This is a genomic window from Limnohabitans sp., from assembly GCF_031539175.1.
GTDB lineage: Bacteria > Pseudomonadota > Gammaproteobacteria > Burkholderiales > Burkholderiaceae_C > Limnohabitans.
The window spans coordinates 43,000-64,035 of the sequence record NZ_JAVKLQ010000060.1; the positions used below are offsets into that span (position 1 = coordinate 43,000).

At 56.6% G+C, this 21,036-nt stretch carries 20 protein-coding genes; 3 read left to right on the forward strand and 17 right to left on the reverse strand.

The annotated features are described in order from the left end of the window. Window positions 1-31: 31 nt before the first annotated feature. The 5 genes from RMS95_RS11110 to RMS95_RS11130 form a co-directional block, all read right to left on the reverse strand. Window positions 32-703 (reverse strand): RluA family pseudouridine synthase, encoded by a 672-nt coding sequence (locus RMS95_RS11110; protein ID WP_310646167.1) that lies wholly within the window; start codon window positions 701-703, stop codon window positions 32-34. Between the two features lie 25 nt (window positions 704-728). Then, the gene (locus RMS95_RS11115; RefSeq protein WP_310646169.1) at window positions 729-1,049 is read right to left on the reverse strand and encodes a 2Fe-2S iron-sulfur cluster-binding protein; all 321 of its coding nucleotides are present in this window, start codon (window positions 1,047-1,049) and stop codon (window positions 729-731) included. Continuing rightward, window positions 1,042-1,821: a glucose 1-dehydrogenase gene (locus RMS95_RS11120; protein WP_310646170.1), complete on the reverse strand. Its 780-nt coding sequence runs from the start codon at window positions 1,819-1,821 to the stop codon at window positions 1,042-1,044. Before RMS95_RS11120 ends, RMS95_RS11115 begins: the two co-directional genes overlap by 8 nt. Before the next feature lie 89 nt (window positions 1,822-1,910). After that, window positions 1,911-2,051, reverse strand: a complete 141-nt coding sequence (locus tag RMS95_RS11125) for a hypothetical protein (protein WP_310646172.1) — start codon at window positions 2,049-2,051, stop codon at window positions 1,911-1,913. Window positions 2,052-2,122: 71 nt separating this feature from the next. After that, entirely contained in the window at window positions 2,123-2,662 is a 540-nt protein-coding gene (locus RMS95_RS11130; RefSeq protein ID WP_310646174.1) for a pseudouridine synthase, read from the reverse strand. A gap of 55 nt (window positions 2,663-2,717) precedes the next feature. On the opposite strand from RMS95_RS11130, the gene RMS95_RS11135 reads away from it, so the two are divergent. Continuing rightward, window positions 2,718-3,407, forward strand: coding sequence for an SOS response-associated peptidase family protein (locus RMS95_RS11135; protein WP_310646176.1), 690 nt, complete (start codon window positions 2,718-2,720; stop codon window positions 3,405-3,407). Window positions 3,408-4,078: 671 nt separating this feature from the next. Further along, window positions 4,079-4,696, forward strand: coding sequence for a LysM peptidoglycan-binding domain-containing protein (locus tag RMS95_RS11140; RefSeq protein WP_310646178.1), 618 nt, complete (start codon window positions 4,079-4,081; stop codon window positions 4,694-4,696). 38 nt (window positions 4,697-4,734) lie between these two features. Here the strand turns inward: RMS95_RS11140 and RMS95_RS11145 are convergent, their stop codons facing one another. The 3 genes from RMS95_RS11145 to RMS95_RS11155 all read right to left on the reverse strand — a co-directional run bounded on the left by RMS95_RS11145 (window position 4,735) and on the right by RMS95_RS11155 (window position 7,592). Then, window positions 4,735-5,229 (reverse strand): hypothetical protein, encoded by a 495-nt coding sequence (locus tag RMS95_RS11145; RefSeq protein ID WP_310646180.1) that lies wholly within the window; start codon window positions 5,227-5,229, stop codon window positions 4,735-4,737. A 3-nt stretch (window positions 5,230-5,232) separates the two neighbouring features. Next, window positions 5,233-7,044 carry a glutamine--tRNA ligase/YqeY domain fusion protein gene (locus RMS95_RS11150; protein ID WP_310646182.1) on the reverse strand — a complete coding sequence of 604 codons (1,812 nt, stop codon included), beginning with the start codon at window positions 7,042-7,044 and terminating at the stop codon, window positions 5,233-5,235. A 65-nt stretch (window positions 7,045-7,109) separates the two neighbouring features. Next, complete coding sequence (locus RMS95_RS11155; RefSeq protein ID WP_310646184.1) at window positions 7,110-7,592, reverse strand: helix-turn-helix domain-containing protein; 483 nt, start codon at window positions 7,590-7,592, stop codon at window positions 7,110-7,112. A 169-nt stretch (window positions 7,593-7,761) separates the two neighbouring features. Between RMS95_RS11155 and RMS95_RS11160 the strand changes: the two genes are divergently transcribed. After that, window positions 7,762-8,619 (forward strand): undecaprenyl-diphosphate phosphatase, encoded by an 858-nt coding sequence (locus RMS95_RS11160; RefSeq protein ID WP_310646185.1) that lies wholly within the window; start codon window positions 7,762-7,764, stop codon window positions 8,617-8,619. 54 nt (window positions 8,620-8,673) lie between these two features. On the opposite strand, the gene RMS95_RS11165 is transcribed toward RMS95_RS11160, so the two are convergent. The 9 genes from RMS95_RS11165 to RMS95_RS11205 form a co-directional block, all read right to left on the reverse strand. Continuing rightward, window positions 8,674-9,492 (reverse strand): alpha/beta hydrolase, encoded by an 819-nt coding sequence (locus RMS95_RS11165; protein ID WP_310646187.1) that lies wholly within the window; start codon window positions 9,490-9,492, stop codon window positions 8,674-8,676. A 6-nt stretch (window positions 9,493-9,498) separates the two neighbouring features. Continuing rightward, window positions 9,499-10,326, reverse strand: a complete 828-nt coding sequence (locus tag RMS95_RS11170) for a proteasome-type protease (protein ID WP_310646189.1) — start codon at window positions 10,324-10,326, stop codon at window positions 9,499-9,501. Then, the gene (mutS, locus tag RMS95_RS11175) at window positions 10,323-13,001 is read right to left on the reverse strand and encodes a DNA mismatch repair protein MutS (protein ID WP_310646191.1); all 2,679 of its coding nucleotides are present in this window, start codon (window positions 12,999-13,001) and stop codon (window positions 10,323-10,325) included. The genes RMS95_RS11170 and mutS overlap by 4 nt, the downstream gene beginning before the upstream one ends. Window positions 13,002-13,198: 197 nt before the next feature. Then, entirely contained in the window at window positions 13,199-15,337 is a 2,139-nt protein-coding gene (locus RMS95_RS11180; protein ID WP_310646193.1) for a glycoside hydrolase family 31 protein, read from the reverse strand. Then, a complete protein-coding gene (locus tag RMS95_RS11185) occupies window positions 15,334-16,371 on the reverse strand; it encodes a sn-glycerol-3-phosphate ABC transporter ATP-binding protein UgpC (protein WP_310646195.1) in 1,038 nt (345 codons plus the stop codon). Before RMS95_RS11185 ends, RMS95_RS11180 begins: the two co-directional genes overlap by 4 nt. 14 nt (window positions 16,372-16,385) lie before the next feature. Further along, a complete protein-coding gene (locus RMS95_RS11190) occupies window positions 16,386-17,432 on the reverse strand; it encodes a carbohydrate ABC transporter permease (protein WP_310646197.1) in 1,047 nt (348 codons plus the stop codon). A 1-nt stretch (window position 17,433) separates the two neighbouring features. Next, window positions 17,434-18,411, reverse strand: a complete 978-nt coding sequence (locus RMS95_RS11195) for a sugar ABC transporter permease (RefSeq protein WP_310646199.1) — start codon at window positions 18,409-18,411, stop codon at window positions 17,434-17,436. Between the two features lie 9 nt (window positions 18,412-18,420). Beyond that, on the reverse strand, window positions 18,421-19,710 hold the full coding sequence (locus RMS95_RS11200; RefSeq protein WP_310646201.1) for an ABC transporter substrate-binding protein: 1,290 nt from the start codon (window positions 19,708-19,710) through the stop codon (window positions 18,421-18,423). A 186-nt stretch (window positions 19,711-19,896) separates the two neighbouring features. Next, window positions 19,897-20,787, reverse strand: a complete 891-nt coding sequence (locus tag RMS95_RS11205; RefSeq protein WP_310646203.1) for an inositol monophosphatase family protein — start codon at window positions 20,785-20,787, stop codon at window positions 19,897-19,899. Between the last annotated feature and the right edge of the window lie 249 nt (window positions 20,788-21,036).

The following is a 21,036-nucleotide window of genomic DNA, read 5'->3' on the forward strand; positions in this document are numbered from 1 at the left end:
ATCAGTGTGCGCCGTGTTGGCTACAGATCGCTTACGGCATCACAAAAGGGGCGTCAGCCGACCAATGAATGGGCGCGCTGAACATCAGCGGCGCTTGGCTGAACGGGTGGGGAAAGCCAATGTCTTGGGCATGCAGCATCAACCGTGGGGTGAGTGCCAAGATGTTGGGCGGCGCATACAGCGAGTCGCCCAGCATGGGGTGGCCAATGCTTTGCATGTGCACCCGCAGTTGGTGGGTTCGGCCGGTGAAGGGCTCTAACTCAATCAAGCTGGCTTCTTGCCCCGCTTGCACACAACGCCACAGGCTGCGGCTGGGCTTGCCGTCGGGGTGAATGATGTGGATGGGGCGACGTTCCCAGTCGAGCAGGATGTTGCCCTCAATGGTGCGCCAACCGTCTTCGTTTGTCTCGGCATGCGCTTGGCTGAGCAGCGGGTTGCCGGCCACCACCGCCATGTAGCGTTTGCTCACTTGGCGGGTTTCAAACAAGCGGCTGATGCGGCGCTGGGCTTCAATGCCGCGTGCCATCACGATCAGGCCAGAAGTGTCTTGGTCGAGTCTGTGCACCACCAAGGCGTCGGCGTAAATATCTTGCACGCGTTTGGAGAGGCAGTCTTGCTTCTCGGGGCCACGGCCGGGGACGGACAGCAGGCCGCTGGGTTTTTCAAACACCAGCAGGTGTTCGTCTTCATAAATCGGGGTCATTGATCGGTGCCTTTTGGCCCCAATGTTACGTGGCGCGGGCTTCGGGCTGCTCGATCACCACGTTCGAACGCGGGCGCGCCACGCAGGGCAGCACATAGCCTTCGGCTTTTTCTTCGGCGCTCAAGCCCGGCCACTCGACGGTGTAGCTCACTTCACCGCTCACCAAGCGGCAGATGCAGGTGCGGCAGGTGCCGTTTCGGCATGAGCTGGGCAGCTCAATGCGCGACATCTCGGCCGCTTCGAGCAAGGTCAAGTCGCCCTCTACGTCGTACTGCAAATCGGCGGGTTGAACTTGAACGGTGAAGATCGAGAAGGCGTCGGGTGAGGTCATACGTGGGTCAGGCATCACCGCGCACATGCGTCACGCCACCGTCGACCACCAAGGTGTGGCCCAGCACGTAGTCGCCTGCGTGAGAGGCTAAGTAAATGGCGGCAGCCGCCATGTCTTCGGGTTGGCCCACGCGCTTGGCGGGCACACGTTCGGCCACGGTGTCGCCGTGGTCGCGGGCTTCTTTGTTCATGTCGGACGCAAAGGGGCCGGGGGCGATGGCGTTGACCACGATGCCGTCTTCAATCAAACGCGTGGCCATGCGGCGGGTGAGGTGAATCAGGCCCGCTTTGCTGGCGGCGTACGAATAGGTTTCCCAAGGGTTGACCGAAATACCGTCGATGGAGGCAATATTGATCACCTTGGCGGCGTGTGTCTTGGCCGCTGCGCGCAGCAGGGGCGCAAAGGTTTGGGTCAAAAAGAAAGGGGCCTTCATGTTGAGGTCCACTACTTTGTCCCAGCCGGCTTCGGGGAATTCGTTGAACGGCGCGCCCCAAGCGGCGCCAGCGTTGTTGACCAAGATGTCGAGTTGGCTTTCGTGCTGGGCATACGCCGCTAGCAAAGCCTTGGCGCCGTCCAAACTAGACACATCCAGCGGCAGCGCCACGCAGTGGCCCAAGGCCGACAACTCTTTGGCTGTTTGTTCGCACGCTTCAGCCTTGCGCGCGGTGATGTACACCCGCGCGCCTTGGCGCACAAAGCCTTCGGCAATCATGCGGCCAATACCGCGCGAGCCACCGGTCACGATGGCGGTGCGGCCTTGCAGCGAAAACAGATCTTGGGTGTTCATGGGGGAAGGTCTCCAAAGGTGTGAATTTTCAGAGCCTCAGTGTGCCGCGCTCTGCGTGACGGGCTCGTCACGCAGGCGTCAAGTCCAATTTATTTCGACTTGATTTTGCCGCGAGGTGCGACGTAGGTCGCGGGTGGGTTGGGACGATCCGAGGTGGAGGTCTTGGGGGGTGACGTGTCCTTTTTGGGCTTTTTCGTCATCTTGTTACTGTGTTGTTCGCCTTTGGCCATACATCCCTCCTTAGGATTCATCTCGGAGTGAGATGTACAGGCATGGTAATTCACGCCGCATGCCTGATCGCTTATTTGGCCAATGTTTCGCGCCAAGTGCCGGTGGGCAAATCGTCCAAGTTGTGGGGGCCGATGGCGGTGCGAATCAGGCGCAAGGTGGGCAACCCGACGGCGGCTGTCATGCGTCGTACTTGGCGATTGCGGCCTTCGCGAATGGTGAGCTCTAACCAAGATGTGGGTTTGTTTTGACGCTCGCGAATGGGCGGTGTGCGCGGCCACAGATCGGTGGGGGCCTCCACCGCGCGGGCTCGGGCGGGCAGGGTGGGGCCGTCGTTGAGCAGCACGCCACGCTGCAGGGCTTGCAAGGCCTCGTCCGTCACCACGCCTTCGACTTGCGCGAGGTAGGTTTTTTCCATCTTGAAGCGCGGGTCGGCAATGCGGGCTTGCAGTGGACCGTCGTCGGTGAGCAGCAGCAGACCTTCGCTGTCGGCGTCCAAACGGCCCGCCACGTAGACGCCAGGCAGTTGAATGAAGTCTTTCAGGCCTTGCCAGCGGCCTTCGGCGGTGAATTGGCTCAGCACGCCGTAGGGTTTGTTAAATCGAATCAGCATGGGGTTTCAACAGTCAAGCCTAGAGCGTAGCAGGCACTCAGCTAGCATCGCCCGCATGACTGCTCATTTTGAAAGCGTGCACAACGCCGCCCTGTACCCCGATGCCTTTGACGTGGCCGCCCCAACCCAAGCCTTTGAACGTGATGTGTGGCCCCGCAAAGCGGGGGTGTTTATCCGCAACGCGGCTGCAACATCGCATCCCGCAGCCCCCATTGCCGATGCAACGCCTGCCTTGCCGCTCCAGCGTGAGCTGGGTTACGGCCAATTTGGGTTGGTGCCGCCGTGGGTCAAGTCGGCTTCAGACGCCAAGCTGCGTTCGACCAAGTTGATCAATGCACGCTCCGAGACCGTCACCACCTCGAACAACTTTCGCGATGCTTGGCTCAATGGCCAACGCTGCATCGTGCCGATCATGGCTTTTTTTGAAGACGATTGGCGCAGTGGCAAAGCTGTGCCGACCCGCATTGCGCGTGTGGATGGCAAGCCCATGGGCGTGGCGGGCTTGTGGGAGCGTTGGGAAAAAGAAGGTGTGGAGATCGTCAGCTTCACCCTGTTGACCGTGAACGCCAACAGCCACGCTTTGCTGCATCGCTACCAACAAAACGGCAATGAAAAACGCATGCCCGCCATTTTGGGTGAGGGTGCCTACGCGGCATGGCTGAACACCCACCCTGAAAAAGCCCGCGAGTTCATGCGCGCTTATCCAGCCAATTTGTTGACGGCCAATCCTGTCGAGAAAAAATAGGGCCTATGCCCACCACAAACTGCCTATAAAAGCAGCACGCTGTTCTAGCCCAAGCTGGGTAAGGCTTGGCGCTGATATCCCTAGGGTTATGCACAGGGTCATTCACAATCGCGCAGAACAACTTATTTCTTGTGGAAAACGGCTATTTTGTTGTCAATTTTTAAATTGACTACGTTCTATTTTTACGCATCTTATGTGACATTTTTATTAGTTTTCTTGCCTTTGAATGTCAATTGTTAAAGGTGCTTTATTTTTAAGCACCGTGTCGAAAGTCAATAGCCGTAAGGGTTTCAAGCGCTATCCACGGAGTTTCCCACAGGGTCATTCACAGTCTGTGCGCATAACTTGTTGGATTCGTTACATACAAATTTAGATGCTGTGTTGCCTCTTTTGAAGGCATTCTGTTCTAGCCCCCGTAATGTAAGGGTTTGCGCTGATATGCATAGGGTTATGCACAAGGTAATTCACAGTCTGTAAGGATAACTTCTTTCAGCTAGGTTTTTTGTTTTTTTGATCGTTAAAAATGCCGCTTCTGTGGCCCAGACCTTGAGGCCCAACATCCATCGCGTGTGTACCTTGTCCTACTCGGGTAAGCGTTAACAAAATTTAATATGGATGTACGTCTAATGATTATTAATATTTAAGTATTCTTTTTTAAAAGGCGGAACACCATGCAACCTCTTCAGCAGTTTGTGATCAAAGATGGCCAGATCATGGAGGCCCCCCCCGGGGCCTCAAGTGCTGCAACTGGGATGAGCAGCACGCCCATTTATCTCGGTGTGGCGATGGTGTTTTGCATGATGGCGACGGGTTTTGGTGGCTATTGGTATGGCAAATTCAACGTCTTAGATCAGATGATGCAAAACGGCGGCAGAGTCGCCATGTCCCCGTCGGGGGGGAATGCTGGGGGCGGCTTTAATTTACAAAGCGCCGCGTCAGAGCCGACCAAGGCCACGAAGTCCAGCAGGCCTGAAGGCAAAAGATCGGAGCGAACTCAGCAAACGAGTGTGCGCACGTCCCCAGCAACGCCTGCGCAGAGTCGCCCAGCAGAGTCGGCGAATGCCGTAAGCGCCTCTCAGGAGAGTGTGAAAAATCAACTCAAAGACGGTCTAGAGCGCGATGCTTCAGGCAAGGTTTATGAAGTTCGATCCGGCGACACCTTGGGGCAAATTGCGAATCGGGTCTACGGTGACCCCAGCCAGTTCCCACGCTTGTTTGAAGCCAACCCACGCGTGCTGGCATCACCTGACAACATTGTTCCTGGGCAGGTGCTGAGGGTGCCGGATTAAGGGCGTTTGTGACGTCTGTGAGCAAGCACGCTTTCGTGTCATTCATTTTGAATGTAATGAAGCATGTCGATGATGTTGCTTGCTGCCGAAGAGCTTTGCGATTTGGCTTCTTTTTGTAAATCAAATAAGACTTGCTTGTATGGAATGAGGGTAACCCCCAAATCTTTCATGAAATTCAGTTCGACTGGTTCTCTGACTACGCCATGGACGAGAACATAGTGCCAATTTGCGTTCTGCACAATCGCATTACGTCGGTTGACCTTCTTGGCAGAAGTGAATTTCTTTTCTACCCAAGCACGGACACCTTCTTGGATTTCAGTTGGGCTACGTTTGCGGGCGTTTGAGTCGCCCCCGATATAGCCGATGGGTCTGTAACTGATTTGAACTTCAACATGCCAGAAGTCGTTGCCTGATGGTGAATGACGAATGCCAAGTAAATCGATTTCATCAACACCTTGCTTGATACCTCGCATGGTGAAAAAGTTCTGACGATTCAGCCACTCATCGACCAATTGTTCATCAAGCAGGGCCATGATTTATTTGACCCAAGTGTCCTTGAGCCCCGTGATTTTGTTAAACACCAACTGTCCCCCCGCATGGTCCACGCGGTCGGTCACAAAGTAGCCGTGGCGTTCAAACTGAAAGTGTGCGCTGGCGGGCACGTGGGCCAATGATGGCTCCACATACGCGGTTACCACTTTCAGGCTGTCGGGGTTGAGCGCTGCAAGAAAGTCTTTGCCGCCTGCATCGGGTTGTGCGTCGGTGAACAATCGGTCATACATGCGCACTTCTGCCTGCAGGCCGTCGCTCACGCCCACCCATGTGATGGCGGCGCTGGCCTTGACAGTGGCGCTGCCGGGGGTGCCGCTCTTGGTGTCGGGGATGACGGTGGCTTGTACTTCTGTGATGTTGCCAGCAGCATCTTTGGTGCAGCCTGTGCACTCAATCACATAGCCGCCTTTGAGGCGTACCTTGTTGCCAGGGTAGAGGCGTTTGTAGCCTTTGGGTGGCACTTCGGCGAAGTCGTCACGTTCAATCCACACTTCTTTGCCAATTTTGAAATGGCGTGTGGGTACTTCCGCACCTTCCTCGGCGTGTGGCAAAGCAGGTTGTGTGCAAGGCTCTAAGTGGCCCGTACCCATCACATCGTCCCAGTTGGTGAGCACGAGTTTGACGGGGTCGAGCACAGCCATGGCGCGGTGTGCGGTGTTTTCTAGGCTTTCGCGCAGGCAGCCTTCCAGCGTGCTGTAGTCGATCCAGCTGTCGCTCTTGGTCACGCCGATGCGGTCGGCAAACAGGCGCAGGCTCTCGGGCGTGTAGCCCCGGCGGCGCAGGCCCACGATGGTGGGCATGCGGGGGTCGTCCCAGCCGCTGACTTTGCCATCACCCACCAGTTGCGCCAGCTTGCGTTTGCTGGTGATCACATAGGTCAGGTTCAAGCGGGCAAATTCGTATTGTTTGGGGCTGGGCGCGGCCAGCAACTTGCATTCGCACAGGCGCTCCATCAGCCAGTCGTAAAACGGGCGCTGGTCTTCAAACTCCAGCGTGCAGATGCTGTGGGTGATCTGCTCCAGCGCGTCTTCGATGGGATGAGCAAAGGTGTACATCGGGTAGATGCACCATTTGTCGCCTGTGTGGTGGTGGGTGGCGCGGCGAATGCGATAAATCGCAGGGTCGCGTAGGTTGATGTTGGGCGAGGCCATGTCGATCTTGGCGCGCAGCACGGCCGCGCCGTCGGCCAGTTGGCCGTCGCGCATTTCGCGGAATCGCGTCAAGTTCTGTTCTACCGTTCGTGTGCGGAAGGGGCTGTCCACGCCGGGCTTGCCAAAGTCGCCCCGGTTGGCGCGCATGTCTTCGGCGCTTTGTTCGTCCACATAGGCGTGACCTGCCTGTATCAGCGCCTCGGCGGCGCGGTACATGAAGTCAAAGTAGTCGCTGGCCTGGTAGGGCGCGGCGCTGCCTGCGGCCTGGCCCATTTGCGCCCAGTCAAAGCCGAGCCATTTCACGGCGTCGATGATGCTGTTGACGTATTCGGTGTCTTCTTTTTCTGGGTTGGTGTCGTCAAAGCGCAGGTGGCACACGCCGCCGTACTCTTTGGCCAGCCCAAAGTTGATGCAGATGCTTTTGGCGTGGCCCACGTGCAAATAACCGTTGGGCTCGGGCGGGAAACGCGTGCGAATCTTGGCGGGGTCGGGCTCGCCTGCGGCGTGGTGCGCTGCGTCACCGGGGCTGCCTGCCCAGCGACGGCTGGCGTAAGTGCCTTGGGCCAAATCGTTTTCGATGATTTGGCGCAAAAAGTTGCTGGGCTTGTGGTCTTGTTCTGTCGCGGGGGTGGCGGGTTTCGTCATCCTTGGATTTTAGGCGGGGCAATGTGCCATCTTCGGCTGGCCATACCCTTTGTCGATCGCGACGCTTAAATTTTGCGACCCAAGCGTTTTTCGACTTCCTTTTTTTCCCATTCAGCGCCAAAAGGGTTGAAGCGTTCAAACACGCGCAGGCCATGAAACAGCACGCCAATGCCCCAGCCGAGCGCGACCCACAGCACCCAAAGGTACTGTGGGTGAGTCCATAGATTGATGGCCAGCAAGAGGCCCAGGGTGAAAACGTATTGGGCCAAGTGCAGGTAAAAGCCTTTGAGCTTGCGGACTTGGGCAAACACCAAAGCTTCGTCGGCGTTAAAGGTGGCGGATGATGCGGGGGCGGTTGCGGTGTTCATGTCGGGCTCCTGAAGTGTTGAGAAATCAATTTCAAACACGGCAGCCAAGGACTTCAACGATTCGGTGCTTGCCACTTGCCCTTGTTCAAGGCGTTGGATGGTGCGCACGCTCAAACCGCTGAGGTCTGCGAGTTGTTGTTGCGACCAACCGCGTTGGAGTCTGAGTTTTTGAATCAACATATGAAGTTCCTGTTTGCCGAGGGCCGTAATCTAAGTGTTTGCCTCTCAGTTGAACACGCCAGCAGGGCGACATGGGTACGACAGCGCCACGACATGGATGTTGGGCGCCACAAAATTTGAGAGGCTGTGAGGCCAAGAGGGATAATTCAAGGCTGTTTTAGGAGCTTGTGTGGATATCGTTTTGTTACTCAAAGCCGCCGTGATGGGCGTGGTTGAAGGTTTGACCGAGTTTTTGCCTATTTCATCAACGGGTCACCTCATCTTGGCGGGTGCCTTGCTTGGCATGGACGATGACAAAGCCAAGGTGTTTGACATTGCCATTCAAACTGGCGCTATCTTGGCCGTGATCATTGTGTATTGGCAAAAGCTGGCGGGCACTGTGGTGGCTTTGCCCACGCAAAAAGCAGCCCGTCGATTCGCTTTGAATGTGCTGATTGCTTTCTTGCCCGCTGTGGTGCTGGGGTTGTTGTTTGGCAAGTTCATCAAAGCGCATTTGTTCACACCAACGGTGGTGGCGAGCACGTTCATCATCGGTGGCTTCATCATTTTGTGGGCCGAGGGCTGGGGCCGCGCCAAGCCAGAAGATGCACAAGTGCATCCCAACGACAACGCCCGCATCGTGAATGTCGAAAGCATGTCGCCCCTAGACGCCTTGAAGGTGGGTTTGGTGCAGTGTTTGGCCATGATTCCTGGCACCAGCCGCAGCGGTGCGACCATCATTGGTGGCATGTTGCTCGGTTTGTCGCGTAAAGCGGCGACTGATTTTTCGTTCTATTTGGCCATTCCGACGCTGATCGGCGCTGGCGCTTACAGCCTCTACAAAGAGCGTGCTTTGCTGAGCCTCGCAGATGCGCCCATGTTTGCCGTGGGCTTGGTGATGTCGTTTCTCAGCGCTTGGGTTTGTGTGCGTTGGTTGTTGCGTTACATCGCCAGCCATAGTTTTGTGCCGTTTGCTTGGTACCGCATTGTGTTTGGCATGGTGGTGTTGGCGACCGCATGGACTGGCGCGGTGACTTGGGCGGCATAACCCAACTCACCCAACGCTAAGCTGGCTGCGCTCAATCGCTCAGCGAAGGCCAAGTTAGCCGATCAAATTTAGCAGCGCTGTTTCAACGGCGCTCGCCGCGATCAACGGGTGTTCCATCGGAAACAGATGCGTGCCGTCAATGTTCATCACGCGGCCATGCGTGATGCGACGGCTGAAGTCCAAACCCACTTGCTTGAGTTCACGTGATTGCAACCCCCCAATCAAGCTGGCTTTGCATTGCAAGGGCTTGCGTTTGAAATAGGCTTCTAAATGGTCGGGCAGGCCGTTGTAAATGTTGCTCTCCACATCACGGTCAAAGCTCAACACGCGGCGAGTGCCTTGCGCGGTGATTTCGTCATGTGTGCCGAAGGCCACGTAATCGCGCAGAACTTGTGGATCCCACTTGGCGAAGACTTTTTTGTGCTGAAAGTGTTCCAACGCCGCAGCTTCGGTGGGCCACGTGTTGCGACGCTTGCGACTGACCGAGGCGGGTGACAGCGCCTCAGCGCCCGGAATACGCTTGCCCACTTTGAGCAGTTTGGCTTTCCAGCCACCCAGCATGGGCGCGTCCAACAACACCACGCCACGCACGAGTTGCGGTGCCTTGGCCGCCATCATCATGCTCAAGATGCCGCCCAACGAATGCCCCACCAAAAACACCGGTCCGTTGGCGGCAAGGGGCGTCGTGAAGTCGATCAACTGTTGCACCAAATGTGGCCAGTTGTCGGTCACCGGGTAACGCGGGTCATGCCCAAACTTCTCAATCGCCTCCACGCGAAAGCCGCGTGCGCGAATGGCATCCAGCATCACGCCGTAGGTGCTGGCGGGAAAACTGTTGCCGTGCGAGAAGACGATGAGGGGGTCTTGGCGCATAGGGGCTTAGATGAGCTTTTCGTCGGGAGTCATGATTTTCTTGAGTGCAGGGGCCCGAGCCGCAGGCTGCATCAAGGGGGTGGCGGTGGAGCCGCCGTCCCACATGGGGTCGTCGATGCTGTCAAACACTTCGCGCAGTTTTTCGCCCCAGGTGTTGTGCATCATTTGGAAATAGGGGTTGTGCTCGTCGATGCACACCACTTTGTCGCTCTCGAACTTGTCGGCTTCGTACACCACCATGTCGAGGGGCAAGCCAACTGAGAGGTTGGATTTGAGGGTGGAGTCCATCGACACGAGCGCGCACTTGGCCGCTTCGTTCAGTGGGGTGTCGGGTTGCAGCACGCGGTCCAACACGGGCTTACCGTATTTGGATTCGCCAATTTGGAAGTAGGGTGTTTCAGCCGTGGCTTCGATGAAGTTGCCGGGTGAGTACACCTGAAACAAGCGCATGCCTTCGCCTGCAATTTGTCCACCAAAGATGAGCGACACATTGAAGTCCACGCCCGAGGCTTTGAGGGCCGCGGCATCGCGCTCGTGCACGCGGCGAATGGCCGCGCCCAACACACGCACCGCATCAAACATGCTCTTGGCGTTCCAGATGGTGATGGGTTCGCTCTCAGGGGTGTCTTTGAGCTGCTCGACTTGCAAAATTTCGCGCACCGATTGCGAGATGGACAAATTGCCCGCTGACAACAAGACCATGAAGCGGTCGCCCGGCTTCTCGTACACGATCATTTTGCGGAAGGTGCTGATTTGGTCGAGGCCCGCGTTGGTGCGCGAGTCGGACAAGAACACCAAGCCCGCTTTGAGTTTGATACCGACGCAGTAGGTCATAAAAGTTTTTTCAATTGATACAGAGCATCCAACGCATCGCGTGGACTGAGTTTGTCGGGGTCGATCTCGGCCAGTTTGGCTTGTAGCGGGCTGGGGCCAGCGTCGTCTTGCAACGGTGGTGGGGCAAAGAGATCGACTTGTACCTTTGATGCATCGGCACCCGCTTCGAGCGAGGCCAACGCATGGCGGGCATGGCTGAGTACAGCAGAAGGCATGCCAGCTAAGCGGGCCACTTGAATGCCGTAGCTGCGGCTGGCGGGGCCTGGCTGAATTTCGTGCAAAAACACAATGCTCGCGCCCGACTCGGCCGCACTCACATGCACGTTCACCGCCGCCCGGTGGTTGGCAGGGAATTCGGTGAGTTCAAAGTAATGCGTGGCAAACAGCGTGAAGGCTTGGGTCTTGTCATGCAAATGGGTGGCAATGCCGCTGGCCAAGGCCAAACCGTCAAAGGTCGAGGTACCACGGCCAATCTCGTCCATCAACACCAAGCTGTGCGGCGTGGCAGCATGCAAGATTTGCGCGGCCTCGGTCATCTCGAGCATGAAGGTCGATTGCGCGTTGGCCAAGTCGTCGGCCGCGCCAATGCGGGTGTGGATGGCGTCAATCGGCCCCAGTCGGCACGATGTGGCAGGCACATGGCTGCCTAGGCTGGCCAGCAACACAATGATGGCCACTTGGCGCATGTAGGTCGATTTACCGCCCATGTTGGGACCGGTGATGACTTGCATGCGTTGTTTGTGGCCCAGCATGGTGTCGTTGGCAATGAAGGTTTTGGCCGCACTGCCAGCCACCACACCATGCGTTTCGGCCAAGCGGGCTTCCACCACGGGGTGACGGCCTTGCACGATTTCAATGCAAGGTGTTTTGACAAACTCGGGCGCGCACCAGCCCAGCGTGAGTGAGCGCTCGGCCAAAGCGCACAGGGCGTCGAGCGTGGCCACGGCTTGGGCCAAGCGGGTGAGGGCGGGCACAAACTGTTGCAAGGTATCGAGCAGTTGCTCGAACAAAAACTTCTCACGGGCCAAGGCGCGTTCTTGGGCGCTGAGGGCTTTGTCTTCAAAGGTTTTGAGCTCGGGCGTGATGAAGCGCTCGGCATTCTTCAAAGTTTGACGGCGCGTGTAGTCGGCCGGCACTTTGTCGATCTGGCCTTGCGTGACCTCGATGTAAAAGCCATGCACCTTGTTGAACTGCACACGTAAGTTGGCAATGCCGGTGCGCTCGCGCTCGCGGGCTTCGAGTTCGAGCAAGAAACCGTCGCAGTTGTTTTGGATGGCGCGCAGCTCGTCCAAGTCGGCGTCGTAGCCGTGACCGATGACACCACCATCGCGCACCAAGACGGCGGGTTCGGGCAGCAATGCTCGCTCTAGCAATGCACCGCATTCGGGCGGCACGCACATATGTTGGGCGATCTGCACCAGCAAAGAGGGAGACAGAGCGCTCTGCGGAGGTAAAGGAGGAGCTGGCGAAGCCAGCGGGGGACACGCAGCAGAGTGCTCTGTCTCCCTCTTTGCCGAGGTCGAGGAGATGGGAATGAGCGGCTGAATGCGAAGCGCCTTTTGCAGCGCTTGGCCGAGCGACACCAATTCACGCGGGCGTACTTGGCGCAGCGACACGCGGGCGCTGATGCGCTGCACATCGCCCGAGCCTTTGAGGGCGTCGCGCAGCACTTTGTAGCTTTGCGTGCGGTTGTCTTGCAGCGCTTCAATGGCTGCTAAGCGTTGGATGGCTTGCGTGCGGTCGCGCTCGGGCGAGAGCAGCCAGTTTTTCAGCTGGCGGCTGCCCATGCCCGTCATGCAGGTGTCGAGCAACGAGAACAAGGTGGGTGAGTCTTCGCCGCGCAGGGTTTGGGTCAGCTCAAGGTTGCGGCGGGTGGTGAGCGGCAGGTCAATCAGCGCATCGTTGCGCGCCACGTACACGCCGTGCACGTGGGTGAGGGCGCGGCCTTGGGTATGTTCGGCGTAGGTCAGCAGTGCGGCGGCGGCGGCATGGGCTTGCACCACGTCTTGTGCGTTCCATGCGTTCAGGGAGGCTGCTTGCAAATGCTCCAGCAGCTTGCGGCCACCCAAAGCGGCATCAAACTGAAACGCGGGGCGCACTTGGGCGGGCAGGCCGAGGTTGCTGCAAAAGCTTTTCAGTTGTTGCTCAAACGCGGGACTGACTTCGGCGCTGTAAATAATTTCGCTGGGGGCCACGCGGGCAATCCAGTTGGGCAACTCCGATGTCTCGCATTCGGCCAAATGCACCAACCCTTGCGTGACACTGAGCCATGCCAAGCCACAACCATGGCGGTCGCTTTGGTGAATGGCCAACACATAGGCTTCGGTTTTGTCGCTGAGTAGCGCACTGTCGGTCAGCGTGCCCGGCGTGACCACGCGCACCACTTTGCGCTCGACGGGGCCTTTGCTCGCGCCCACATCGCCCACTTGCTCGCAAATCGCCACGGACTCGCCCAGCTTGATGAGGCGTGACAGATAAGTTTCGAGGGAATGAAATGGCACACCGGCCATCACCACAGGCTCGCCGTTGGACTGGCCACGTTGCGTGAGCGTGATGTCGAGCAGGCGCGTGACCTTCTCGGCGTCCGCAAAGAACAACTCGTAAAAGTCGCCCATGCGGTAGAACAACAGCGTCTCGGGGTGGTCAGCTTTGAGCCCCAAGTACTGCTGCATCATAGGGGTGTGCCCAGATGAGTCCGGAGCGGATGCCTTGGGCAATAAATTCTCTTTTGACATCAATAACGGGGCTGAACTGGAACGACTTGAAATAATGAGCGACTGACGTGTATCAGCGATATTTTGACATTGTCGAGCATGGCGACTGCCTCGACGTCTGGCGAGGCCCTTGGCTGGGGCCTTGAGTCCGCCGAAGTTCAGAAGTCGCGGGTTTGATGGATGGGGTCGTCAAACTTTGCCACTTGCCCCGCTTGGGCGGCGGCGCAGGCAATGCGTGCACCCTGGCGTGCAAAGAGGGGCAATTTGTTCATGGGCGCTGGCACGGTGTGGGTTTGACCTGCCGCAAAACGTTCGCCAGTTTCAAAGTCAAACCAACATTCGCCTTGGGCCAGCTGGGGCAAATACACCTCACGCGTGGTTTGGCCTGCATGCACCACGGGCGCGACCAGCAGCCATGGGCCCAGCATGAAATCGTCAGAGTCTTCAAAGCACTGCATGTCTTCGTGAAAATCGTAAAACGTGGGACGAATGATGGGTTCGTGGTGAGACGACGCCCGCTCAAACAAAGACCACAGGTACGGCATCAGGGTGTAGCGCAATTCGATGGCGCGAATCACATCGTCTTTGACCTCGGGGTGCATCCATGGCAAATTGCTGACGTTGCCCGCTTTCCACGAGTTCATGACCATGCGCGGGTTCAAGCAACTCGCTTGGACCCACCGCAAAAACAACTCGGGATCGGGCAGCGGTCCGTAAAACCCACCCACGTCGTGGCCCACGTTGAACATGCCCGACAAGCTCATTTGCAGGCCTGTGCGGATGTTCCATTTCAGCGTTCGCCAACTGGTGGTGTTGTCGCCGGACCAAGTTTGTGCATAGCGCTGAATGCCAGGTGGACCTGCGCGTGTGACGGTGAACACGTTGTCACGGCCCAAGGCTTGTTCTTGCGCTTCAAACGTGGCGCGTGTCATCAATAAGGCATGCAAGGGGCGCGAACGGTGCATGGCAATGGCGTGCCCCCAGCCGTTGGATTGCGCGTCTTCGTTGAGGATGGCGTACTCGTTGTTGTCGTTCCAGCCAGCGTCGATGCCCATGTCCAGAATTTGGGCTTTGAGTTGGGTTTGCCACCACTGCACGGCTTCGGGGTTGGTGAAGTCCAAGTGAGCGCCTTGTCCGTCCCAATAGGGTTCGACGACGGCTTGATGGCTCGTGTCCTGAATGAAGAGTCCGCCTTTGACGTGGCCTTCAAATGCCGGATGATCGTCCAGCAAGCACGGTTTGATGTTGGCCACCAAGTGCATGCCGTGCGCATGAAATTTCTGGTTCAAGGACTTGGGGTCTGGAAACTTGTCGTGATTCCACGTGAATACGTAGCGGCGTTTACCGCGCGAGGAATAGCCCGAGCCGTAATGAAAGGCCGACACGGGCAGTTTATGCTGCTGCGTCAAATCAATGAAAGTGGACAGTTGATGTTGCGCATCGGGCGAGTCCGCCAAGCCCATGGCGGTTTGCGCGTAGCCAGCCGTCCAACGTGGCGGCAGATGTGTGCCACCGATCAAGGTCATGAACTGCTGGAGGACTTCAGCGGGCGTGTTGCCCACCATCACGTAGTAGTCGAGGTCGCCGTCGTCGATGTCGACATAACGGTAAAAGTCGTGGTAATTGTCGTGTTCGCAGCCAAAGTCAAACGTGCAACTGGCCAAGGTGTCGTAATAAAGACCCAGCCACTTTCCATTAGGCGTGCGGCTCAACACGAAAGGCCAATGTTTGTAAAGCGGGTCGCCGTGCTCGGGGTCGTAACCCAACGAGTCCATGGCCAAGGTGCGCAAACGCCGACCACTGAGGTTGAGCGGACCGGTTTTATCGCCCAAACCATAAAACTTTTCGGCATCGTCACGTTGGATGTAATGCCGCAGCGCGCCCGTGCGCTTGTCACTCAAGTAAGCGCTGGTGGAACGGTCAGACAACACCACCTCATCATGGCCGTCTTGCTGCCAATGCCACACCAAGCGCAAAGGCTGTGTGTGCAATTCGACACGCAAGCTGGGCGTGGACAAGACATGCAAACCCTGGCTCTTGTGGTGTTGAACGGCGGGTGTTGCAAAGCACGACAAATCATCGCGATGGCGACCTTGCCAAGGCACGTCATGTGGGGCGTGTGCGTTGACGGGCGCGATGGCCCACGTGTTGGGTTCGCGGTAGCCGTCTTTGGGTTGGAGGGTGACACGTGCCATGCTGTCGCTCAAAAAGCGCAGACGCAGGTTGCCGCGTGAAGTGAGCTGGACGTCTGCGCCTTGTGCGTGTGGCACCCATTGTTCTGCAGTCCAGGGAGTCATACGTGATTTCCTATGGCTTGGCCGTTCGCATCGAATGAATGGATGTGCGTGCCAGATGTTTTCAACGAGAGCGTTTGATGAAGTGCAGGCGGCGTGGTGTCTTGTAACAAGGCTTCAATCTTTGTCCCGTCTTGCAAGGTGGCTTGCACCAAAGTTTGAGAGCCCATGTACTCGGTGTTGGTCACCGTGACCGTCAGCCCTTCGTGGGGAGCACACAGCACAAAATGTTCGGGACGAATGCCCAAGGTCTGTGTGTTGGGTGTTGGCACAAATGGATGGGCAGGCATGCCAGACAAGCTGCTGATCGGGATGAAGTTCATGCGTGGACTGCCAATGAAGCCCGCGACAAAGGTGTTCGCGGGGCGCTCGTAGAGTTCTTGTGGCGAACCCACTTGCTCAATTTGACCTTGACGCAGCACCACGATGCGATCGGCCAAAGTCATGGCTTCGACTTGGTCGTGGGTGACGTAAATCATGGTCGCCCCCAAGCGGTGATGCAGCTCGCGCAATTCGCTGCGCATGGAGACACGCAATTCGGCATCGAGGTTGGACAAGGGCTCATCGAACAAGAATATTTTGGGCTCTCGCACGATGGCGCGCCCAATGGCAACGCGTTGACGCTGACCGCCAGACAGTTGTGTGGGGCGTCGGTCCAGCAAGTTGTCAAGGCGCAAAAGTTTGGCCGTTGCGGTCACTTTTTCGTGGATGAGGTCTTTGCGCATGCCCATGTTTTCAAGGCCAAAGGCCATGTTGGCATGCACGCTCATGTGTGGGTAAAGCGCGTAGGACTGAAACACCATGGCGCAACCCCGATCTGCGGCTGATACGGTGTTGACCACGTGGTTGTCGATCAAGATGTCGCCCGAGGTGGTGTCTTCCAAACCCGCAATCATGCGCAGCAAGGTGGATTTGCCGCAACCCGAAGGGCCCACAAAGACCATGAACTCGCCGTGCCGAACGTTCAGGTCGATGTGTTGAATGACGTGTGTTGCACCAAACGATTTGGTGACGGCGTGAAGTTCAAGCGTGGACACAGAAAATTCCAGAGTTATTTGACACCGGCGCTTGCAATGCCTGTGGTGATATAGCGTTGCAAGAATGCAAACACCAAGGTGATAGGTAACAGCGTGATGACCGTCATGGCCAGCAAGTAATGCCATTGCGTGTTGAGTTCGCCTTGGAATGAGTTCAAAGCCAATTGCAAGGTGAAGAACTCAGACTTGGACAAGACGATCAGTGGCAACAAGAAGTCGTTCCAGCGCCACATGACCGAGAAAATAGCCAACACGGCCAATGCGGGGGCGCTCAAAGGCAGCACGATGCGCCAGTAAATTCGCCATTCGCTGGCGTGGTCCATGCGCGCAGCTTCGAGCAGCTCGTCGGGAATGGTCAGCATGTATTGGCGTAGCAAAAACACGCCAGTCGGCGTGGCCACGGCGGGCAAGATAACGCCCCACAAGCTGTTGAGCAAACCGACAGAGTTGATGACCAAAAAGATGGGAACCAAGACGATGGTGGGGGGAATCATCAAGGTTGCGATGATGAGCAAGAACACCGTCTTTTGGCCTGTGAATTTGTATTTGGACAGTGCAAACGCAGCCATCGAATTGAAGAGCAGAGTCAGCATCGTGGCCACGACCGTGATGAACACGCTGTTGAACAAGTACTTGCCAAACGCAAACTTGTCAAATAGTTCGGTGTAGTTGCGTGTTGCAAAACTCAGTTCACGAACGGGTTGACGTTGTTGGATGTTGACTTGAAGCGTTTCTTGAGGTTTGGCAGGATCGACCATGGTTGCCATGATGCCGATGCGGCTGACCTGTGCCATGGGTTTGACCACCCCTTGCTCGGTGGTGACGTTGAACAGCGGCAAAGGCTGCGGGTAGTTGTCGATGTGGACTGTGCGTTGGGTGTACGGCAGAAAGGTGGGGGGGAATTCGCCAATCGCAGCTTCGGTTTTGAAAGACGACATGAGTAACCACAGCACTGGCGCAAACAAGGTGAACAAGCCAATCACCAAATAGGCATAGCTCAGTGCATCGGTCCAGCCAAAGCGTTGGGCGTGTCGTGTGCGGGTGAGAAATTTCAACACCATGTCAGCGCACCTTTTGGCCAGCGTCTTTGGCGCGGGTCAGTTTGAGTTGCAACAGCGTGAGCATGATCAAGCCCACCGCCAGTGCCAATGAGGCTGCAGCAGCCAAACCGTACAAATGAATTTGCTCCGCAAAGCCTGTTTGATAGATAAATTGCACGATGAAAGTGGTCGCAGAGCCAGGGCCTCCACCGGTCAGTACAAACACTTCGTCAAACACCTGCACCGCACGGATCATGGCCAGCACCAACACCACAATCAAATTGGGCATGAGTAAAGGCAGTGTGATGTGGGTCAGCGTGCGCCAAGGTGACGCTTTGTCCATCAACGCCGCTTCGTAAACATCTTTGGGAATGGCTTGTAGACCGGCAAGCAAAATGAGCGTGTAAAAACCCATGTGCGCCCAGATCGAGACAAAGAGCGTCCAAAAGAAGGCCCAATGTCGGTCGGTGAGCCAATCGATAGGCGCTTGGTTCGCGGAGATCAACACGGCGTTGAAGACACCTTGGCTTTGCAGCAACCATTTCCAAATCAAGGCCACCACCACAGGCGAGAGCAGCACGGGATAGAAAAATACACCTCGCCAAAAACCACGGCCGATGATTTTTCGGTTCAACACCAAAGCCGTGAGTAGCGAGAAAAACACCATCAACGTGACTTGAATGGTGCTGAATTTCAAGGTGTTGCCAATGGCGCGCCAGAACACGTCTTTGCGACAACTTTGAAAATCAAAGTAATCACGGCATTCAAACAAAATTTCAAAATTCTCAAGGCCTGAGTACGGCCGTTCTGACGGCATCAGCGCTACGCCAGCAGAAGTGGCATACACAACGTTGATGACGATCGGTAAAAACGTGAACACGCCAAACACCAGCAAGTTGGGTGCGACGAACAGCCAAGCCAACCGCGACTGACCCAGCCATTTCTGGCTGAGTCGGAAGAGGGGTTCAAAGAGGTTAAAAAAGAACGCGAGAAAACGCACAGTGCCGATTTATTTTTGCGCTTGTTTCACAGCGTCTTGCATGTCGGCATTGATCTTGTTGAGTGCTTCGTCGGTGCTCAACTCACCCACCAAAGCTTGAGTCACCCGTGACACGGTTGGCAACATCAGGGCGCGGTTGTATTTGTAGCCTTGGAATTTATAGGCTACGGGCGATAACTGCGCGACACCTGAGCCAAACACGCCTAAGGCTGCACGTGCCGCCGGTTGTGCGTTGACGTAATTGACGCCTTTCTTGGCCAATCCAGCATGCGCAGGAATGTTGTTTGTTTTGGCAATGAAATCGGCATAGTTGGTTTCAGCGGCCATGAAGTTCAAGAAAGCCGCGGTTTCTTTGGGCGATTTGCTGGTTTTCAACGCGACCCAAGCTGCGCCACCTGGGATGCCGGTGCATGCGGCTGCGCCACAGGGGTTGGGCACCGCAACCCAATCAAATTTGTTACCAATGTCTTTTTGTAAACGGTTAATTTGCCAAGAGCCAGACAAGACCATGACGGTGTTGCCATTGATGAATTCACCAATCGAGTCAGCATAGGTTGAGCCGCCGGAACCCGCCCACACTTCTTTGAGCAGGGTGCCGTCTTTGTGCCAACCTACAAATTTGTTGACTGTGGTTTTGTAGCCTGCATCGAGCGTCAACTCGCCCTTGGCATCAAAAATGGCAGCACCATTGCTGATGGCTGGGCCTGCAAAGCGGTGGCCCGAGCGGTCCCATGCCATGGCTGCTTTGGTTTGCGTGGCCTTGGCGACTTTGTTGGCGGCCGCGACCCATTCGTCCCATGTGGCTTTGGGGCCGGGCAGTGCGACTTTGGCTTGTTCAAAGAGGGTCTTGTTGACGTAAGGGCCTGTCATGGTCAGTTGTGACATGAAACCATAAATGCCTTTGTCGCCCGCGTTGGGACTCAGCCAAGCGGCAGTGCTGCCGAATTGTGTGTCGAAATATTTACGATCTTTGATGTTGGGCGAGATGTCCAGATAAAACTTGGACAAGCCGCCCAGATCGGTCACGCGCGCGATGTCAGGGCCTTGGCCTGCAGCCAATTGAACGGGGAGTTGTTCAGTGATGGTCTTGTAGGGCACGGTGTCGACCACGATTTTGACGCCGGGGTTTTGCGCTTCAAACTTCTTCGCCAATTCAGTGGTGACGTCACACTCCACGCCATCTTGGTAGCACATGACGCGCACTTCTTGTGCTTGCGCTGAAATGGCACCCGTGGCCATCAGGGCCAGGCCCAAAATCTGGAGGGTGTAGCTGCTAACGTGGGAATTGATCTTTGACATGCAAGTACCTTGGGTTAAACGTATGATGAATGATAGGTCTGCAAAGGACCTCATTTTGTTAACGTTTACTCGGATATACCGAGGAAGAGGCCTTGTAAGAGGCTTCTGTGGCCCAGGTTCCGCGGGTGCTATCGCGCTTTTCAAGAACAGGCTGCGCTACACAAGCAGCCTGTTTCTTGTGTGTGTTTAAAGCGGAGCGTCAGGCGCAGCGCGTGACACGCTCAAGGTCTTGGCTGCTGTGCTGGCCGCACGCTTGTCGTCAACGCCTGCAAACTTGGAGTACTTTTGCGTGAGCGGCACCAGTTGCGCATAGATGCGGGGTGGGGCAGCCAAGCACTCTTCATGCTCAAGGTAAGGACCTTCGCCTGTGAAATTACTGATCAAGCCACCGGCTTCGGTGATCAGCAACGCGCCTGCGGCCATGTCCCAAGGCTTCAAGCCGAGTTCAAAGAAGCCATCGCTGAAGCCTGCGGCCACGTAGGCCAAGTCGAGTGCGGCGGCACCAGGGCGGCGCAGGCCGGCGGTGCGTTGCATCATGTCGCCCATGAGGCTGAGGTATTTGTTGAAGTCGTCACCTGGGCGGAAAGGAAAGCCCGTAGACAACAAACACTCTTCCAAGCGGGTGCGCTTGCTGACGCGGATGCGGCGGTCGTTCATGAACGCGCCACGGCCTTTGCTGGCGGTGAACAGGTCGTTGCGGGTGGGGTCATACACCACGGCTTGCTCGATGCGACCTTGCACTTGCAGCGCGATGCTCACGCAGTAGTAAGGGAAGCCGTGGATGAAGTTGGTGGTGCCATCGAGCGGGTCGATGATCCAGATGTGGTCGGCATCGGGGTTGCCGTGTGTGGCGCCAGACTCTTCGGCCAAGATGCCGTGGTCGGGGTAAGCGCCCAAGAGGGTGTCGATGATGATGCGTTCGCTGTTGTGGTCAACCTCGGTCACAAAGTCGTTCACTTGCTTCTGTGAAATACGCACAGCTTCCACGTCGAGTGCAGCGCGGTTGATGATGGCGCCGGCGGCGCGTGCAGCCTTGACGGCCACGTTGAGCATGGGGTGTACAGAAGAGGACGACATAGATTTTGTGAAGAGCTGACCCAAACAGGTCGAAGATGAACGCCCGGCGATGCGGGCGGCGACAATGTGCCAGATTTTACGCGTCAAGACTTACAAAATATCCATGAAAACCCGCTTCATTCTTGGCGGATTCAAGGACGAAGTGCAACACGCTTTAACGAGGCATGGAATACCTCGTGAGGTGTCTTGAATCCTAGTCGCTTTCTGGGGCGATGATTCAATCGGTTTTCAATCATAGTCAATTCCTCA

What these genes read in the sequence shown, in the direction of transcription:
- RMS95_RS11130 (WP_310646174.1), bottom strand. Translation starts at nt 2,662, where the DNA reads ATGCTGATTCGATTTAACAAACCCTACGGCGTGCTGAGCCAATTCACC.
- RMS95_RS11145 (WP_310646180.1), bottom strand. Translation starts at nt 5,229, where the DNA reads ATGGCCCTGCTTGATGAACAATTGGTCGATGAGTGGCTGAATCGTCAG.
- RMS95_RS11150 (WP_310646182.1), bottom strand. Translation starts at nt 7,044, where the DNA reads ATGACGAAACCCGCCACCCCCGCGACAGAACAAGACCACAAGCCCAGC.
- RMS95_RS11190 (WP_310646197.1), bottom strand. Translation starts at nt 17,432, where the DNA reads ATGGTGTTGAAATTTCTCACCCGCACACGACACGCCCAACGCTTTGGC.
- RMS95_RS11165 (WP_310646187.1), bottom strand. Translation starts at nt 9,492, where the DNA reads ATGCGCCAAGACCCCCTCATCGTCTTCTCGCACGGCAACAGTTTTCCC.
- RMS95_RS11155 (WP_310646184.1), bottom strand. Translation starts at nt 7,592, where the DNA reads ATGTTGATTCAAAAACTCAGACTCCAACGCGGTTGGTCGCAACAACAA.
- RMS95_RS11110 (WP_310646167.1), bottom strand. Translation starts at nt 703, where the DNA reads ATGACCCCGATTTATGAAGACGAACACCTGCTGGTGTTTGAAAAACCC.
- RMS95_RS11200 (WP_310646201.1), bottom strand. Translation starts at nt 19,710, where the DNA reads ATGTCAAAGATCAATTCCCACGTTAGCAGCTACACCCTCCAGATTTTG.
- mutS (WP_310646191.1), bottom strand. Translation starts at nt 13,001, where the DNA reads ATGATGCAGCAGTACTTGGGGCTCAAAGCTGACCACCCCGAGACGCTG.
- RMS95_RS11135 (WP_310646176.1), top strand. Translation starts at nt 2,718, where the DNA reads ATGACTGCTCATTTTGAAAGCGTGCACAACGCCGCCCTGTACCCCGAT.
- RMS95_RS11180 (WP_310646193.1), bottom strand. Translation starts at nt 15,337, where the DNA reads ATGACTCCCTGGACTGCAGAACAATGGGTGCCACACGCACAAGGCGCA.
- RMS95_RS11120 (WP_310646170.1), bottom strand. Translation starts at nt 1,821, where the DNA reads ATGAACACCCAAGATCTGTTTTCGCTGCAAGGCCGCACCGCCATCGTG.
- RMS95_RS11140 (WP_310646178.1), top strand. Translation starts at nt 4,079, where the DNA reads ATGCAACCTCTTCAGCAGTTTGTGATCAAAGATGGCCAGATCATGGAG.
- RMS95_RS11115 (WP_310646169.1), bottom strand. Translation starts at nt 1,049, where the DNA reads ATGCCTGACCCACGTATGACCTCACCCGACGCCTTCTCGATCTTCACC.
- RMS95_RS11125 (WP_310646172.1), bottom strand. Translation starts at nt 2,051, where the DNA reads ATGGCCAAAGGCGAACAACACAGTAACAAGATGACGAAAAAGCCCAAA.
- RMS95_RS11205 (WP_310646203.1), bottom strand. Translation starts at nt 20,787, where the DNA reads ATGTCGTCCTCTTCTGTACACCCCATGCTCAACGTGGCCGTCAAGGCT.
- RMS95_RS11170 (WP_310646189.1), bottom strand. Translation starts at nt 10,326, where the DNA reads ATGACCTACTGCGTCGGTATCAAACTCAAAGCGGGCTTGGTGTTCTTG.